Annotated in this window: 10 protein-coding genes, 1 tRNA gene and 3 pseudogenes; 6 read left to right on the top strand and 8 right to left on the bottom strand. The window is 53.9% G+C overall.

The window, feature by feature from the left end; translation table 11 throughout:
- The first annotated feature begins 59 nt into the window (after positions 1-59).
- On the top strand, positions 60-248 hold the full coding sequence (locus tag TKWG_RS04045) for a hypothetical protein (RefSeq protein ID WP_014749597.1): 189 nt from the start codon (positions 60-62) through the stop codon (positions 246-248).
- A 158-nt stretch (positions 249-406) separates the two neighbouring features.
- Here the strand turns inward: TKWG_RS04045 and TKWG_RS04040 are convergent, their stop codons facing one another.
- Entirely contained in the window at positions 407-1,267 is an 861-nt protein-coding gene (locus TKWG_RS04040) for a LysR family transcriptional regulator (protein WP_014749596.1), read from the bottom strand.
- A gap of 176 nt (positions 1,268-1,443) precedes the next feature.
- On the opposite strand from TKWG_RS04040, the pseudogene TKWG_RS04035 reads away from it, so the two are divergent.
- The 3 genes and pseudogenes from TKWG_RS04035 to TKWG_RS04025 all read left to right on the top strand — a co-directional run bounded on the left by TKWG_RS04035 (position 1,444) and on the right by TKWG_RS04025 (position 4,644).
- A pseudogene (locus tag TKWG_RS04035) lies at positions 1,444-2,569 on the top strand (mandelate racemase/muconate lactonizing enzyme family protein).
- A 124-nt stretch (positions 2,570-2,693) separates the two neighbouring features.
- Positions 2,694-3,665, top strand: a complete 972-nt coding sequence (locus TKWG_RS04030; protein WP_014749595.1) for a Bug family tripartite tricarboxylate transporter substrate binding protein — start codon at positions 2,694-2,696, stop codon at positions 3,663-3,665.
- Positions 3,666-3,726: 61 nt separating this feature from the next.
- On the top strand, positions 3,727-4,644 hold the full coding sequence (locus tag TKWG_RS04025; protein ID WP_014749594.1) for a dihydrodipicolinate synthase family protein: 918 nt from the start codon (positions 3,727-3,729) through the stop codon (positions 4,642-4,644).
- 204 nt (positions 4,645-4,848) lie between these two features.
- Here the strand turns inward: TKWG_RS04025 and TKWG_RS04020 are convergent.
- The 3 genes and pseudogenes from TKWG_RS04020 to TKWG_RS04010 form a co-directional block, all read right to left on the bottom strand.
- Positions 4,849-6,689: pseudogene (locus TKWG_RS04020) on the bottom strand (ABC transporter ATP-binding protein).
- 476 nt (positions 6,690-7,165) lie between these two features.
- A complete protein-coding gene (locus TKWG_RS04015; protein WP_014749591.1) occupies positions 7,166-7,441 on the bottom strand; it encodes a CopG family ribbon-helix-helix protein in 276 nt (91 codons plus the stop codon).
- A 381-nt stretch (positions 7,442-7,822) separates the two neighbouring features.
- On the bottom strand, positions 7,823-8,770 hold the full coding sequence (locus tag TKWG_RS04010) for a LysR family transcriptional regulator (RefSeq protein ID WP_014749590.1): 948 nt from the start codon (positions 8,768-8,770) through the stop codon (positions 7,823-7,825).
- Between the two features lie 143 nt (positions 8,771-8,913).
- Here TKWG_RS04010 and TKWG_RS04005 point away from each other — a divergent pair, with 143 nt between their 5' ends.
- Entirely contained in the window at positions 8,914-9,843 is a 930-nt protein-coding gene (locus TKWG_RS04005; RefSeq protein ID WP_014749589.1) for an aromatic alcohol reductase, read from the top strand.
- A gap of 255 nt (positions 9,844-10,098) precedes the next feature.
- Here TKWG_RS04005 and TKWG_RS04000 read toward each other — a convergent pair.
- A tRNA-Arg gene (locus TKWG_RS04000) sits at positions 10,099-10,173 on the bottom strand.
- Positions 10,174-10,438: 265 nt separating this feature from the next.
- Between TKWG_RS04000 and TKWG_RS03995 the strand changes: the two genes are divergently transcribed.
- On the top strand, positions 10,439-11,434 hold the full coding sequence (locus TKWG_RS03995) for a c-type cytochrome (protein ID WP_014749588.1): 996 nt from the start codon (positions 10,439-10,441) through the stop codon (positions 11,432-11,434).
- Between the two features lie 284 nt (positions 11,435-11,718).
- On the opposite strand, the gene TKWG_RS03990 is transcribed toward TKWG_RS03995, so the two are convergent.
- From TKWG_RS03990 to TKWG_RS03980, 3 genes and pseudogenes are all read right to left on the bottom strand, one after another.
- Positions 11,719-12,942: a CaiB/BaiF CoA transferase family protein gene (locus TKWG_RS03990; protein ID WP_041708997.1), complete on the bottom strand. Its 1,224-nt coding sequence runs from the start codon at positions 12,940-12,942 to the stop codon at positions 11,719-11,721.
- A 160-nt stretch (positions 12,943-13,102) separates the two neighbouring features.
- Positions 13,103-15,144, bottom strand: a pseudogene (locus TKWG_RS03985) (UvrD-helicase domain-containing protein).
- A 24-nt stretch (positions 15,145-15,168) separates the two neighbouring features.
- Complete coding sequence (locus TKWG_RS03980) at positions 15,169-17,220, bottom strand: primosomal protein N' (RefSeq protein ID WP_014749586.1); 2,052 nt, start codon at positions 17,218-17,220, stop codon at positions 15,169-15,171.
- Between the last annotated feature and the right edge of the window lie 262 nt (positions 17,221-17,482).

The raw sequence follows: 17,482 nt of genomic DNA, 5'->3' as shown, positions 1-17,482 counted from the left end.
CGCTCCCAAATAGATGTAATATGCCGTCTCATATTTTTTTACAACAAGGACTATTTCTCATGCAACTTATGAACCCGGCCAGCATTATCGGCATTGCTATTGGCGCGTCATTATTTACGCTGATCTCAAAGAAAAACAAAGATAAGACAAAGTTGCGCAAGTTCGGTCTTTTCGTTGCCAGTTTTTTTGGTGTTCTTGTTGCGCTATTGGCTATTAACTTCGGTATTTATTATTTTCAGCGGTATTGAGCATCAGAAGGATAAGTGCATTAGTCTGCTGGCCCGCCAGCCCATATCAATATAAAGCACACACCGGTCTCGCGTCACAGACCGGCAGCGCAATCGCTTGCTGAGCCGCCGACCACACTTCGCAACGGCAGCAAGGCTGCCGCAATGATGCCCCTTCATTAGTCGGCCAACGCCAGAAAAGCATGGATCAGCTTTTCCCTCACGTTGGAGCGCAACCACATGATGCCCAAATTGCGAGTGGGTACCGGGCCCGGCAATCGATGGCGAATCAGGCCGGGATCATATTGGTTGCCATAGCTCCAGTCGGGTACGACTGATACCCCCAGATCGGCCTTGACCAAATCGGAAATATAGTCCAGCCCGTCCAGTTCCAGCCATGGTTCAGGATAGACCCCGTGCAATTTCAGATAGTCATCGGCCATTTTTCCGGCGACAACACGTCTGTCATAGCGAATAAATGGATATTTTCTCAAAATTGAAAACGGATCCTCGCCCTGCAACCGGGCCGGCGCAAGCAGGATCAGCGGCTCTTTCCTGAGCTGCTTCCACAAAACTGTTTTTGGCACTTCGAATAAGGGGTGCACCAGGATGGCCGCATCCAGCTCGCCTTGCAACAAGCGCTGGTAAAGCACGGTCGAGGCTGCCGGTTCTATGAGGATCTTGGTGCCTTCATATTTGCCAAGCCATTTTCTCAGCATGCCTGGGAGCATGCCCTTGACAACCGATGGCGTGGCGCCCAGCGTCAGCGGACCGGCCGGCAACTCGGTATTGCTCGCCAGTGAATTGAAATTTTTGACTTCAGCCAGCACCAGCTTGGCCTGCCGCAGCGCCTTGCTGCCCGCCTCGGTCGGCATCATCGTGCGCCCCACGCGCTTGATCAGTGCAGTGCCAACGTCCGCTTCCAGCGCCCGAAGCCTGAGCGATACGGCTGTGGGCGTCAAATCCAGCTGTCTGGCCGCCGCAGCGACAGATCCCAGCTCGACGACCTGCACGAAGCTTTCCAGAAATCTGGTATCCACATCTGTCCTTTCACTTGTAATAAAAGCAAGTCCGATCCAGAGAAGCCGGACCTGAAAAACCAGTTTTTGTTATTTCTGAACCCAGCAAAACAATATTGTTCTCGTGTTACGAACTTCCAATAATAGCATTATGTGTTCACTTCATTTCACTCGTCATCAACAGTAAAAAGGATCCTATGCCAATTATCGAATCGATACAGGTGTGCGCGCCGGTCGTGCCGCTTGATAAAGTTACTTCGTTTTCCAACCGCACCGTGAGCGCGCGCCATTATGGTCTGGTCAAAGTAACCTCGACAGATGGGGTAACAGGCATTGGATTTTGCTACGTCGGTAGCGCGGGTGGTCCGATTTTTTCCCAGGCGGTCAGCCAGCTGCTGGCACCAGTGTTAGTCGGACAGGACTCCTATGCAGTAGAAGGGTTGTGGCAGTCAATGTACCAGGAGTCGTTGCTACAAGGCAGGTCCGGCACTGTGATGCGCGCGCTCAGCGCACTCGATATCGCCCTGTGGGATCTGAATGCGAAGACCCACCAGCTGCCCTGCATAAATACCTTGGCGCTGTCTCCCTGGAGCAGGTGCCGGCCTACGCCAGCGGAGGCTATTACCTGGACGGCAAAACACCCGGGCACCTGGGGGAAGAAATGGCCAGTTACGTTGCCAAGGGATTCAAGGCAGTAAAAATGAAATCCGGTCGCCTGTCGCCCAGAGAAGAAGAACAGCGCCTGAAGGCAGCACGCGAGGCGGTAGGACCGGACGTAGAACTGATGATGGATATGAATAATGCCTGGTATGACACCACCCAGGCCATGCAGTATGTCAGGCGCTTCGAACAATACGACCCCTACTTTATAGAAGAGCCCTTCTTGCCGGACGACATAGATAATCATGCCCGTCTGGCCAGCATGACGCATATACCGATAGCCACTGCCGAGATCGGCTATGGACGTTGGTACCACAAGGCGCTGATGGACCAGGGCGCGCCGCCATCTTGCAGACCGATGCGGCGGTTTGCGGTGGCATCACGGAATGGCGCAGAATTGCCCAGACTGCAGCCAGCTTCGGCCTGGTCATGTGCCCGCACTGGTTTCATGACCTGCATGCGCCACTGGTTGCCAGCACGCCCAACGCCCGCTACGTGGAGTACTTCTGGGACGACCAGGTGCTTAACTTCCGGCGCCTGGTAGACCGACAGTTATCTCACAAGGATGGCCACGTGATCCTGCACCAGGAACCCGGTCTGGGCTTCGGATTCGATGAAAAATACCTGGCCAGCCTGGCCAAATGGGATTTAATAAAAAAGTAACAAGCCATGGGAAGGCAACACACACGTAATCGGGCAGAAACGAGCCGGGAGATCACCAGATAACGAGTCAGAGCAGACAGCAGCATTTTCGCAAAATGGCCGTACACGTTCCAAGGAGACAAACGTGAACAAAATTCAATATGCAGTTGCAGCAACGACGTTAGTGATGGCCTCTATTCCCGGTTTTGCCTGCGCCCAGGATACATGGCCGAGCAAGGCGATTACCTATGTTGTACCGTTCCCGGCAGGCAGCAATACCGACGTTCTTGGCCGCATTATTGCCGACGAACTGGGCAAGCGACTCAAGGTGCCCGTGGTGATTGAAAACAGGCCTGGCGCCACCGGCATGATCGGCTCGACGTACGTGGCCAGGGTCAAAGCCGACGGCTATACAATCATGGGCGGCAGCATCGCCTCGCACGCGATCAATGCCGGTCTGTTTCCCAATATGCAATATGATCCGGCCGGCGACTTCAAGCCGATTACGATTATCGGTTTCAATGCCAATACGCTGGTGGTATCCAACACAAGCCAGTTCACTGACCTCAAGACGATTATCGCTGCGGCCCGTGACAAACCGGACACCATTACCTATGCGTCATCGGGCATTGGCACGACACAACATTTGTCCGGCGTTCTTTTCGGCCAGCAAGCCAATGTCAAAGTCGTGCATGTCCCCTATGGCGGCAAAGCAGCGCTACCGGACGTGATGGGGGGACAGGTCAGCATGATGTTCGAAGGTCCGACCGTCATCCCTCATGTGCAGCAAAAAACAGTTAGAGCCCTGGCGGTCACGTCCACAACCCGGCTGGCCGGCCTGCCCGATGTGCCGACCATGAAAGAGCTGGGATTGCCCGACTACGAAATGCGTTCATGGCAGGCCATTTTCGCACCAAAAGGCACGCCCGACCCCATCGTAGAAAAACTGTACTCGCACATCAAGGCCATTCTGGATACGCCGCAGATCAGCAAGAAACTTGCCACCATGGGTGTTGAGCCTTCGGGCATGCCACCCACCGAATTTGCTGATTTTCAAAAGCAGGAAATAGAAAAATGGCGCGCCGTTATCAAGCGCGCAAATATCAAGATTCAATGATCGCAAGCCCCCGTGTCCTGCCAGACCAGGGCTTACAACCACACCCCCAACAGGAGACATGATGTCCGATCGAATTAAAGGTGTACTCTCCCCCGTCGTGACCCCATTCCGGGAAGACTCGACTGTAGATCTCCCGCGCTTTACTGAACAATGCAAATGGCTGCAAGCCAATCAGATTGGCCTGGCCTTTCTGGGCACCAACTCTGAAGCAAATTCAATTTCACCCGATGAACGCATCGCCATGATTGACGCTGTGATTGATGCGGGGCTGGATCCCAAAGGGATGATGCCGGGCACCGGCAGTTGCAATCTGCCCACAACCGTGCGCCTGACCCGACATGCGGTCGAGCATGGCTGCGCCGGCGTACTGATGCTACCGCCCTTTTATTACAAAGGGGTCTCCGATGAGGGCCTGTATCGTTATTTCTCTGAGGTGATCCAGCGCGTTGGCAATGATGGGCTAAGGGTCTACCTCTATCATATCCCGCCAGTCGCGCAAGTGGGCATCAGCCTGCCGCTGATTGAGCGGTTACTGAAATCGTATCCATCCGTTGTCGCCGGCGTCAAAGACTCCTCCGGCGACTGGAACAATACCCAGGCCATGCTGACACATTTCGCGCCAGACGGTTTCGATGTCTTTGCCGGCAGCGAAACCTTTCTGCTGCAGACGCTGCGCGGCGGTGGCGCCGGATGCATTAGCGCCACCGCCAACGTGAATGCGCCAGCCATTCATGCCTTGTACAACAGCTGGCAAGGCCCCGACGCCGACAGCCAGCAAAGGGATCTTGATAAGATTCGCCAGATCTTCCAAAGCTATCCGATGATACCGGCGCTCAAAGCGGCCATCGCGCATTGGAGCGACAATCCGTCCTGGACCCGTGTGCGGCCTCCGTTGGTTCAATTGGAACCACAGCAGCACCGTAATCTGATTGAACAACTGCAAGCCGCTGGCTTCAGTATTTCGGGCCTGGCCACCTGATAAGCGCCTGATGCAATACTCATTCAAGCTGCGTCTGAGACACACACATTCAGACAGGCTTGTCGGCGAGCATCAACCTCTTGTTGATTCGTCAGAACAAACCTGATGGCGTGCAGCACGGCGTCTGCCCTGCGCTCGTTGAAGGCAACGGGCCTGCCCCCTGGTCACGCTGTCACTAAACAGACGCGAACCAGGTGACGATCATCAACTCACTTCAGCGGCCGGGGTACGAGGCGGGGTCTGTTCATGGAACCCTTTGGTCAATTCCAGCGCCTGTCGCTCGAACAACCGCCGATACAACCCGCCTTCAAGTCGGATCAGGGCTTCATGCCGGCCTTCTTCAATGACTTTGCCTTTTTCCAGCACCAGCAATCGATCCAGCGTGCGCACCGTGGATAAACGGTGGGCAATCACAAGTGTGGTACGGCCAACCATCAGGCGTTCCATGGCCTGCTGAATGAGCACTTCGCTTTCGCTATCCAGGCTGGCCGTTGCTCATCAAGGATGAGGATAGGACAATCGGCAAGGAAGGCGCGTGCAATGGCGATACGCTGACGTTCGCCGCCAGACAGCTTGACCCCTCTTTCTCCCACCAGCGTTGCGTACCCCTTGGGCAAGGCAGTGATAAAGTCATGGGCACTGGCCAGCCTTGCTGCCATCTCAATCTCGGCCTGGCTGGCGTCGGGCCGCGCGTAGGCAATATTTTCCGCCAATGATCGATGAAACAGGATGGGCTCCTGCTGCACGATGGCAATCTGATTGCGTAACGATGCCTGCGTCGCATGCGCAATGTCCTGCCCGTCGATGCAAATACGCCCTTGGTTCAGGTCATACAGTCGCTGAATCAATTTTACAAAGGTGGATTTACCCGAACCCGATTGGCCTACCAGGCCGATCCGTTCACCTGCCGCGATCGTCATCGAGAAGTTGGCAAACAGCGGTGTTACATGATCGCCATAGCGAAACGACACGTTCTCGAAACGAATCTGGCCATCCCGGATGACGATTGGCACCGACTGTGCACGGTCGTCCACGCCAATGGCCTGCGCCTCAAGCCCAACCAACTCTTCCATGTCGTTGACAGCGCGTTGCAAATTGCGAATATGCATGCCCACGTCACGCAAGTACCCCTGCAACATGAAAAACATCGTAAGTGCAAATGCAATATCGCCGACACTGGCTTCATTCCTGCCCCACAGGATCAATGCCACCCCGAGAATCGCCGTCTGCAGGACAACCAGCAAGAAACCTTGCACACCACCATTGATGGTGCCGCGTATCCAGGTTCGACGCGTGCGATGGCGCCATTTATCGATGACACGAACAAGCCGCGCCTCCTCCCGGTGCTCGGCACCGAATGCTTTGACGACTGAATTGCAACTGATCGCATCGGCCAGCGCCCCACCCATCCTGGTGTCCCAGGTATTGGCCAGGCTGGCGGCCGGTGCCACATAAGCCAGCGACAGGAAAACGGTCACGCCGATATAGATGACCGAACCGAGCCCGACCACCAGGCCCATAATAGGCCATTGAATGCTCAGCAGAAAGGTCGAACCCACCAGCATCACAATTGAAGGCAGTAGCGCTACCAGCAAGGTGTCGTTCAGCATATCAATCGCCCACATGCCACGGGTGATTTTTCTGACGGTAGAACCGGCAAAGCTATTGGCATGCCAATCCGTGGAAAACCGCTGTACACGGTGAAATGCGTCAGACGCAATTTCACTCATCATTTTTAATGTGAGCGCGATGATATTCAGGAACGTTAGTTCCCGACATAAAGTCCCGCTCAAGCCCAGCGCCGTCAGCACCCAGAATGCCAAAATGGCGGCATCCCAGGCAATAGTAGCGCTTTGCGCATTCGAGGCCACCGCGTCGACCAACCGCCCCGCATATAATGGAGTAAGCACGTCGGCTACGGCTGATAGCAGCACCAGGCCAGCTATCAGCAAGATACGCAAGGGCTGCTTACGCCAATGAGAAAGAGTAAAAGACAACACGCTTCGAAAAGCGTGACCACGAAAATCAAGTTTTTTCTGAATCATTGATGACACCCCGGACGCCTTGTGGGCCTCCGGCATTCCATAAGTGAGAATATTGACGACGACAGACAATCGCTCCGAAAGCATCGGAGTGCAGAATGCTGCGCTTTAAATATGAGGCTGCGTCTTGGAGATGAGCGCCGACCTAAATGAGAGGCAACTTAATGCTGCTGATCCCGGGGCGGGAAAAAGTTATGTGCTGCTGCCATCGACTGACTCCCTTTAGGTGGTATTTGACAAATAGAATTGGCCGATTGTGTATATCGGTCCGCAAATATTAGCTGACTAATTATTGCCTGACAAGCACCCCGCCGGGGTTAGCGTTGTCTGCGCGCAACGAATAGGGCTGGTCCGATCAGGAGTTGTATTGCGGAAAATTTTATCCATGCGCGCTGCTACTACCGGGTTATCAGCGGCGATGTAGTCCCAAATATCAGCGCGATATTGTTTTGCATCTGGTGTCCAGACAACTTTCAAACTTAGCCCGCCACAACTTTTTTTCGCCTCGCTGCAAACTCGGCTTCAACCTCATCATTTGAACGACCAAGGCCAGAACGCATTGACGCGCGTCCAGCCTCGACCTTGTGCCGCAAGAACTCGTCATATTCGCGCGCATGACGCCGTTGCTCGATGTAGCCACGCATCAGCTCGCGCATGACCTGGGACGCCGGCCGATCTTCGCTGGCCGCTTCAGCCATAAACTTGTCGCGCAGTTCTGGCTCTAACTTCATTGTGAAAACAGCCTGTTTCGACATGGTGTTCTCCATCTATTTATGTACCTTTTTAGCAACCATGAACATAGTGTATACGGGATATATGATTAGTGTATACGGCGTGTAAACGTGGTATACACAAGATGTATGTGCGGTGTGTTTGTGGTGTATAGATGGTGTAGTACCGAAAAACGGGATTGTCTACGGCATATTTGTTCTACAGTTGTAGACCAAGTATTTCTACATGACACGTATCCTGCTTAGCTTAGTGCAGCGCTGCATTTGCCACATATCCGACATTGGGCGTATCCATGGAATCCGCTTATATCAACGGTTTTGAACCCGGAGACGGGTGCGTCATGTGTGTAGCCTTTAAGGCCACAAAGGAGCGATGAGCGCATTTGGGGAATTCCATATCCGATCCTAACCAATGAACCCGCTCCCTGGTTTTTGTAAGACAGGTGTTTCAGGATGATGATTGGGTTGGCTCAAAACCTTTTTACACCAGTCATAAAAAACGCGCACCGAAGGGGGAAGATATCTGTTTTGCGGATATACCAGTGACAAAGGTAAATCAAAAGAGAGGCCGTCCATGCAGGGAACAAGCGCTCCGCACTGCACATAGGGCTTAACCAGATAGCTGGCAACGCGAATTAATCCAAGACCCTGTATTCCGGCCTGAATATATGCATCCGTATCGTCGACTATCAGAGTTTCATTCATTCGGAGCGCGTAATCTTCCTCATCAAGCGTAAAAAACCAGTCGGTAGTTCGCCCTGTGCGGTGGTTCAGATAGCCAACAGCGCGATGCTTCTCCAGATCATTCAAACTCTTCGGCTTGCCATAGATATCAATATACGTCGGAGATGCAAAAACCGCCCACTTAAAATTCGCGAGAGGTCGTGCAACCAGCGTTGTTGAATCTTCGATCCTGCCGGCACGAATGACGCAGTCATATCCATCCTGGATGATATCTTCCACGTCATCGCTTGAACAAAGTATTAACTCCAGTTCAGGATACTGATGCAGAAATTCCGTGAGGCTGGGGATAACGCAATGTCTGGCCAGAGACTGCGGCACCCCCACTTTAAAACGGCCTTTGGGCTTTGCGGATCTACCGGGAAATGAAGACTCCATTGTCGAGATATCAGCTAGTAATCGTTTGCAGTCCACGTAATATCGTCGACCATCTGCGGTCACACTGAGTTTGCGAGTGGTACGCTGGAGAAGTTGGATCCCCAGCCACGACTCCAGCTCCTTTATCACCCGGGATACTGTTGAACGCGGCAGCCCAAGCACTTCAGCTGCCCTGGCAAAGCTATGGGCATCCACCACACAAACGTAAACCTGCATTGATTCCAGTTTATCCATACTCTTTCCATGCCTGAAGGCGCTGATTATCCCATTTTTGCGAACAGTTTAACCTGTATTCGTCATCTTATCGAATGAAGAGCACTGTTATAGACTTGCCTTAATCTCAGCAAATATGCTGCTTATCAACATGAGAGCTAAAAATGAAAGAACATGATTTCAATACTACTAAAAAGGTATTAGTACTAGGAGCGGGACAATTGGGAATCGCTGTACTGGAGCATCTGGTCCCGGCAGTAACGCAACTAAATGGCATTGTCTCCGTCATCGTGTCGCCCGCTTCCCGGGATAAACAAGGCAAACTGCTGTCCGATATGCATCAAAAACTGGCCGATGCCGGGGCGGCATTTATCTCTGTCGACGTCGCGGCCAGTACGATTGAATCGCTAAAAACCCACTTTGCAAATTTCGATACCGTTATCAATTGCATGGGTTTTGTCGCTGGAGCGGGCACACAGATAAAAATTACGCGCGCAGTACTGGAGGCTGGCGTAAGCCGATACTTCCCCTGGCAGTTTGGCGTTAATTACGATGTAGTCGGCAAAGGAAGCGGTCAACCGGTCTGGGACGAGCAGTATGACGTTAGGACGCTACTGCGGGAACAAAACACGACAGAATGGGTGATTGTTTCAACCGGCATGTTTACCAGTTTTCTCTTTGAGCCGGCATTCGATGTGGTGAATTTATCCGAGAAAACCATCAACGCACTCGGAGGATGGGACACGCAGGTCACCGTTACGTCACCTGCGGATATTGGTCGACTGACCACTGACATTTATTTGCATGAGCCTCGAATTGCCAATGAAGTGGTATTTGTCGCGGGTGAAACAACCTCCTATGGGAGACTGGCAGAAACGGTCGAGCACGTGACAAAACAAACCTTTACTAAAGGCATACTTACCTTGCCCGCGCTACAGGATGCACTGCGTTCGAATCCGGATGACCAAATGCTTCGCTATCGAACAGCATTTGCCCGGGGAGATGGGATGTGGTGGCCGATGAGTGACACCTACAATGCGAGAAATAAGATTCAAACCCAGAATATTGAATCCTGGCTTAGGGCATTGATTTAATTAATTGACCCTTTCAGGGCGCTATTTGGGATCTGCATACTGAGGGCTGGATACGAAACGGAGACGATCTTTACCGGCAAAGCATTATTGCGATGCTCTCGCGTCGACGTATGGGTTTAGAAATTTTGAGAATTACCGGCTGAGGTCTGGGCCCAATGCGGTTTGAATGGCGTGATTAATCGAGTTTGGTGAATACCTGCCGCCGATTATGGGGCAGAGCCATAACTAATAGCCACGACTAACAGTACTAAATTCTGGCGCCTCCGACAGGAATCGAACCTGTATCAAGAGCTTCGGAAACTCTTATTCTATCCATTGAACTACGGAGACATTCAACCAAGTCCGCTATTTTACCCTATTGTGCAGATTCCTGTAAGGCCCAGACGATATACTTGCACAGTTAATTTCTGTTTAAAATAAGACACTTTCACCTGTTGCAGGGCGTATTCACGTACAAAACAGGGTGACAATCGTTATAATCCAACATTACTTATTATTTCACTTTCGGGGGAAAGGGCATGGTCCGGCAGTATGCCAGTCATTTGGCTTCTTTTTTTCCATTATTTAACATTGCAATGACCTGTAGGATGTATCTATGAGCGATCAAACAGAACACCACGAAGAACACGATGAACATGTTAGCCCGATTAAAACGCCCAAACAGCTGATTGTCGTCGTCGTACTCGCGTTCATACTCCCCGTACTTATCATTATCCTGCTGGTCAATGTAGTCAGCTCTTCCAGTAGTTCTGGCGCAGGCAGCGATACATTGACTGAAGAGTCCATTGCCGCCCGTATCGCGCCCGTCGCCAAATACAACACCGCTCCCGTGATTGTTGCCGCTGCCGACGCAGGTCCGAAAAAAATCAAGACTGGCGAAGAAGTATACAAAAGCCTCTGTATGGGCTGTCATGACACCGGCGTTGCCGGTGCACCTAAATTCGGCGATAAGGCTGCCTGGGCACCACGCCTGCAAGCCGGTCAGGCTGAAGTCGTCAAACTGGCCATCAATGGCCTGAACGGCATGCCTCCGAAAGGCGGCGATCCAAGCCTGAGCGATCTTGAAGTGGAACGTGCTGTTGTATACCTGGCCAACCACTCTGGCGGCTCATTCAAGGAACCTGCTTCGCCTGAAGGCGCTGCTTCTGCTGAGGGTGCTGCTCCTGCTGAGGGTGCTGCTCCTGCCGAAGGCGCTGCTCCTGCCGAAGGCGCTGCTCCTGCCGAAGGCGCTGCTCCTGCTGAAGGCGCTGCTCCTGCCGAAGGCGCTGCTCCTGCTGAAGGCGCTGCTCCTGCAGCTGCTGCGGCGGGCGCTGCAGCCGGTGCCGCAGCGGCGGCCCCGGCAAATGACAAGCTGGCTGAAGGAGAAGCGCTGTACAAACAGATTTGTTTCGCCTGTCATGACGCCGGCGTAGCCGGTGCGCCAAAACTGGGCGATAAAGCTGCCTGGGATGCACGTATTGCAACCGGTATGGACAAGCTGTATGACGCAGCCATCAACGGCTTGAATGCCATGCCTCCTAAAGGCGGGTCTTCTGCATCAGATGAGGTTGTCAAGGCTGCTGTTGATTACATGGTCAAGTCTGTCAAGTAATCCACAACGTATTCGCTTGAAGTTAAAAAGCCCACTTTGTATAAGTGGGCTTTTTGTTTTGGATAAAGTGAACTGGCAGGGACAGGCTGGATACAAAAAATCCAACTGATATAAACCAGTGCACATTGCAACTCAAAATATTTCCGGTTGCCTGTGATCCTACTATCCTGCCCAAATGAGGCAGGCTATCGGCACGACGCTGTTGCAGCAGGATGACTGCCTTTTTTCGACAGCAACCACACAAGACCACCCGGCTGGACGTGCAACGCCACCTTCCTTGTTGTTTACTTGCCCAGCAATGCAGCGATCTGCTCGTCGCCCCAGCCCAGCTCCTCTCTGAGGATATCTTCGGAATGCTGGCCCAGCATGGGCGGTGCATTCCGATACTGAATGGGGGTGTCGGAAAACCGCATGGGACTGGCCGTCATCGGCGTGGTTCCCGCTGCCGGGTGAGGCAGCTCCAACTTCATCTGGCGTGCGATCACCTGGGGATCCGCATAAACCTGGTCAATCGTGTTGATCGGTCCTGCCGGAATATTGCTCGCTTCCAGATCGGCCAGCCAGGTATCACGCCTGCGGGTCTTCATGACGGACGCCAGCAATGGAATGAGTGAATCGCGATTGACAACCCTGCCGGCATTTTTCCGGTAGCGCTCATCTTCAACCAGCTCCGGCATATTGATCAGGCGGCAGAACGAGGCAAACTGTGTGTCGTTACCTACCGCCAGGATAAGGTGACCATCTTCGACCTCGAACACCTGGTAGGGCACCAGATTCTGATGTGCATTACCGGCGCGCTTGGGCACCTGCCCCGATGTCATGTAATTGAGATTCTGGTTGGCCAGCATTGCCACCTGGCAATCGAGCAGCGCCATGTCAATATATTGTCCCAGGCCACTGCTGTGGCGCTCGTTCAATGCAGCCAGAATGGCAACGCTTGCATACATGCCTGTCATCAGGTCCGACACCGCTACGCCGGCCTTCTGGGGACCACCACCGGGCAGATCGTCGTGTTCTCCGGTAATGCTCATCAGACCACCCATACCCTGAATAATATAGTCATAGCCCGGGCGAGTGGCGTACGGTCCCGTTTGTCCGAATCCGGTAATGGAGCAATAAATAAGTCGCGGATTGATCTGCTTGAGGCTGGCGTAGTCCAGGCCGTATTTTTTCAGACCACCCACTTTGTAGTTTTCCACGACAATATCGGCTTTGGCCGCCAGCGCCAGAACAACCTCGCGCCCCGCGTCCGTAGTGAAATCGAGCGCCAGTGAGCGTTTATTACGGTTTGCGGAAAGGTAGTAGGCCGCCTCGCTGGTGTCTGCCCCTTGCTGATCCTTCAGGTATGGAGGCCCCCAACCACGCGTGTCGTCACCGGTACCCGGACGTTCCACCTTGATAACATCAGCGCCCAGATCGGCCAGGTTCTGAGTACACCAAGGACCCGCCAGAACGCGCGTCAAATCAAGTACCCTGATGTTCGCCAATGGCGCCATACGCTGTGTCATTTTCCTGCTTCTCCGTATTCAAATTTCAGATTATGTGGTCGCCAACGGCCAACATGTCAAACGTGATTAATTACCAGAATCGGCCACCCTCCCTGCACGGCGCAGGTCATTTGGTGACCCAGCAGACAGGCCAGCGGCCCGGCTGCCTGGGGCTTACATTCTACCCTTTTTTCTGCAGCATCTCTTTGAGCCGCACCAGCCGTTCCTTGGGCGTCATGCCACTGAACGGATCGACCACTGTTTTGACGCCGTTCTCCAGGCCCATTTCATTGATAAACCGCGAGGGCTCACGAATCAGATCCTCGCGGGCCTTGCGGCGCTTTTTGCACCAGGTCAATGTCAGATGAAACTGCGCTCGGGTAATACCCACATACATGAGGCGACGCTCTTCCTGTATGCGCACTTCCAGCGCCTCGGCGTCCTTGTTCGCATCGCCATATTCGTCGTCCTTGCCAAAATGAGGCAATAGCCTTCCTCCACGCCGACCATGTGCACATAGGGATACTCCAGTCCCTTGGAAGCATGGATGGTCGTCAGCCGAACAGCATCCGGGTCTTCGTCGTCTTCGCTACGCTCCAGCATGGTAATCAGGGCAATATGCTGAACCAATTGCGCAAGTGTCAAACCGTCTTCCTGTGCCTTGCGCTTGAGCCAGTTAGTCAATTCAAGTACATTCTGCCAGCGCGATTGTGCAGCACGCTCTTCCTGCGTGTCATATAAATAGCGCTCGTAATCGATGTATTTCATCAATTCGTCCAGCAGCTCGGTTGCGCCTTCGGCCGGTGTTGCCGCTCCACCGTCGGTCCTGCCGCGTCCGGCACGCCACTGTATATTTCGAATGAAATCAACGAAAACCTTCAGAGGCTCAAGCTGGCGCGGCGCAATCCGTGTCGCAGCCAGTTCATCATGAACGGCATCGAATAGTGAACAATTAAGCTGCGTGGCCGTGTCTCCCAGTGCTGTCAGGCTGGCCTGTCCCACGCCACGCTTGGGCGTGGTCACCGCGCGAATGAATGCGGGATCATCTTCTTCGTTGGCGACAATGCGCAGGTAAGCAATGATATCGCGGACCTCGGCCTTGTCGAAAAAACTCTGCCCGCCGGCGATCACGTAGGGAATCCGCAACTCCCGGAATGTCTGCTCAAATAGTCGACCCTGGTGGTTGCCACGATACAGTACGGCGTAGTCCTTCCAGCGGGCGTTGCGTTCGAAACGGGACGCCGAGATACGCATGCCCACCGATTCGGCCTCGGCCTCTTCATTGTCCATGACCACCACCTGAATGGGTTCGCCCTGCCCCAGCGTAGACCAGAGTTTTTTACCGAACAGATTGGGATTGCGGCTGATTACCTGATTGGCTGCATCCAGCACGGTCGCGACCGAACGATAATTTTGCTCCAGCTTGATAATGCGCAGTGCCGGATAATCCTGGGGCAGTTTGGCCAGATTTTCGATGGTGGCGCCACGCCAGGCGTAAATGGCCTGGTCGTCGTCTCCCACCGCCGTAAACATGTCGCGTAGTCCGGTCAGCGATCGCACCCACTGGTATTGGCAGACGTTGGTGTCCTGGTATTCATCCAGAAGCATGTAGCGACAGCGCCGCTGCCAGCGCTCGCGCACCTCAGCATTGGTGCTCATCAGCGTGGCCGGCATGACAATCAGATCGTCAAAATCCACCGATTGATACGCGCGCAAGGTTGCATCGTAGCTCCGGTATACGCGGGCAGCGTCCATTTCGTCAGGAGTCTGGGCGATTTTCTCGGAATCGTCAGGTGTAATTAGCGCGTTTTTCCATAGTGATATCTGCTGCTGTACGCTGCGCAACCGGCCCTTGTCCGTCGTGGCCAGCAGCTCCTGGATCACGCCCAGCGCATCGGTCGAATCCAGGATGGAAAAACCAGGTTTCAATCCCGCCAGCACTGCCTCTTCACGCAAAAAACGCACGCCCAGCGCATGAAAAGTGCTGATCGTCAGCCCTTTGAGGCGTTTTTTTTCCACGCTTTGCTGAATGCGTTCAGCCATTTCGCGCGCCGCCTTGTTGGTGAACGTCAGGGCTATGATACCGCGGGCATCATAGCCGCATTCATTGATCAGATAGGCAATTTTCTGGGTAATAACGCGGGTCTTGCCACTGCCGGCGCCAGCCAGCACCAGGCACGGCCCGTTCAGGTACAGCACCGCCTCACGCTGCGCGGGGTTCATCGATTGCAGTGCATTGCTCATTATCTAGATTTCCAGTGGGTCTACTTCGATGAAATAACGCATGCGCTGCTTTTGTCCGATTGTTTGGACCTGTGGCAGCCACTGCTGCAGAAAACGCTGCAACGCTGGCCTTGATGCCGATTCGACCAGCAACTGTGCCCGCTCCACGTGAGCAACGCGCAGAATCCGCAAGGGGACAGGATCATAAAGACGAACAACCTCGGATTCGCCCTCGCCAGATAAGAACGAAGCTGCGAGCGCCCGGATCTCATCAAGAAAGGCCAGCGCCAGTTGCACGCTTTTGGCCTCGGCGGTAATGAGGGCCTGAAAGGTAAAGGGCGGCAAGCCGGTATCCTGGCGTTCAGCCAGCAGATCGTCGGCAAACGCTGGGAAGTCGTTGTTAAGCAACGTCTGATAGACCGTATGGTCGGGATAGCCGGTTTGAATCAGCACCTGACCTCCTTCCGCATGACGCCCTGCCCGGCCGGCCACCTGCAAGAGCTGGGCAAACAAGCGCTCGGGGGCACGAAAATCGGCGGAAAACAGCATGGAGTCGGCATTGAGCACAGCAACCAGGCCCAGACGCTTGAAGTCATGCCCCTTTGCCACCATTTGCGTGCCGACCAGAATATCAATATTGCCGGTATGCACCTCATCAAATAGCCGCAGGGCACTGCCCTTGAGGCGTGTGCTGTCTGCATCAATGCGCTGGATGCGCGCTGCGGGAAACGCTTCCTGCAGAAACTCTTCAACCCGTTGGGTCCCGCGCCCCAGAGGCTGCAAATCCTGGTTGCCGCAATCGGGGCAGATGGACGGAACACGACTGTGGAAACCGCAGTGGTGACATTGCAATTGATAGCCGCTGCCAGGGGTGCGATGCAATACCGTATGCACCGAACAGCGCGGGCACTGGCTGACCCAGCCGCAAGCGGCGCAATGCATGACAGGGGCATAGCCCCGACGGTTCAGGAACACCATGGACTGTTCACCGCGCTCAAGCCTGCTGCGGATGGCCTCCAGCACGCTGGGCTCGAACCCCTGATTAAGTTTAGCCTTCCGGGTATCGACAAGACGGATATCGGGCAGAAAACGGGTTCTGGCGCGCTGCTCCAGGGTTAATCGGGTATAGCGGCCACTGAGTGCGTGATGCCAGGTCTCCAGCGAGGGCGTAGCCGATCCCAGCACCAGCGGAATACCGGCGTGATGTGCGCGCCACACCGCCAGATCGCGCGCCGAATATCGCAAGCCCTCTTGCTGCTTGTATGAAGCATCATGTTCCTCATCGACAATAATCAGGCCGGGATTGTCCAGCGGCGCAAAAATGGCCATGCGGGTGCCCAGCAGCACCTTGAGTTTGCCGCGCTGGGCGTCTGCCCAGGCCTTGATGCGCTCGCCATCGGCCAGCCCGCTGTGAAATACGGCAATTTCATCGGGTGCCACGATATCTGCAAAACGCGCCCGTACAGCCGTCTCCAGCTGTGGCGTCAGGTTAATTTCCGGGACCAGCATCAATATCTGCTGCCCTCGCTGCAAGAAAGTGAGCGCCGCGTGCAGATACACTTCTGTTTTGCCGCTTCCAGTCACCCCATGCAGCAAATAGGCAGCATAGCCGTCTGACTGGGATATTTTCTGCACGGCATGTTGCTGCTGGGCATTCAATACGATTGGAGAGGCCAGCGCCGGAGCGACCGTGCCGCGTTTTTTACGATCGGCTCGGGCTACCGGGCCGCCGGCGGATCGTTTACCCAGATAGGCAGTCGGTTTTCTCAATCCGTTGGGCAATACCGGCAGAATGACCTCACCCAAGGAGCGTTGATAATAACGCGACGCAAATTGGGCCAGGGCCAGCCAGGAAGCAGAGAGCGCGGGGAGATCATCCAGCACCTGCTCCACATCGCGGATTTGCTCCGGATCGAACGCGGGTGCTGGCAATAATTCGATGACCACGCCGATAAGCTGTCGCGAGCCAAAGGGCACAATGACGCGTTGCCCTTTTTGCACCGGATGCTCGCATCGATAGTCGAATGCCTCCTGTCGGGGAATATCCAACACGACACGGACCCAGCTGACTTGCACGCTTAATTCCTGAAAAATGTGAAGACAGATGGCACCAAAGCCATCTGTTTGAGTATTACCTTTAAGTTACATATCCATGTCAACACTTAAAGTAGTTTCGCAAGTTTCAGCGTTAAAGCATGTGCCCGAAACCACTTATTAAATATATGACTCTGCCTGTGGATAACTTTGGGGAAAACTATATTACAAAAAAACTATTGAAATGAATTGAAGGATCAAATATTTTTCATACCGGAAACTTCATAAACTAATTTCTTAAAAT

Source organism: Advenella kashmirensis WT001, from assembly GCF_000219915.2.
Lineage (GTDB): Bacteria > Pseudomonadota > Gammaproteobacteria > Burkholderiales > Burkholderiaceae_B > Advenella > Advenella kashmirensis.
This window is presented reverse-complemented; position numbering and strand designations above follow the sequence as displayed.

Excerpts from the sequence above, each read along its gene's own strand:
- TKWG_RS04045 (WP_014749597.1), top strand. The coding sequence starts at position 60 with ATGCAACTTATGAACCCGGCCAGCATTATCGGCATTGCTATTGGCGCG.
- TKWG_RS04025 (WP_014749594.1), top strand. The coding sequence starts at position 3,727 with ATGTCCGATCGAATTAAAGGTGTACTCTCCCCCGTCGTGACCCCATTC.
- TKWG_RS04015 (WP_014749591.1), bottom strand. The coding sequence starts at position 7,441 with ATGTCGAAACAGGCTGTTTTCACAATGAAGTTAGAGCCAGAACTGCGC.
- TKWG_RS04010 (WP_014749590.1), bottom strand. The coding sequence starts at position 8,770 with ATGGATAAACTGGAATCAATGCAGGTTTACGTTTGTGTGGTGGATGCC.
- TKWG_RS04005 (WP_014749589.1), top strand. The coding sequence starts at position 8,914 with ATGAAAGAACATGATTTCAATACTACTAAAAAGGTATTAGTACTAGGA.
- TKWG_RS03995 (WP_014749588.1), top strand. The coding sequence starts at position 10,439 with ATGAGCGATCAAACAGAACACCACGAAGAACACGATGAACATGTTAGC.
- TKWG_RS03990 (WP_041708997.1), bottom strand. The coding sequence starts at position 12,942 with ATGACACAGCGTATGGCGCCATTGGCGAACATCAGGGTACTTGATTTG.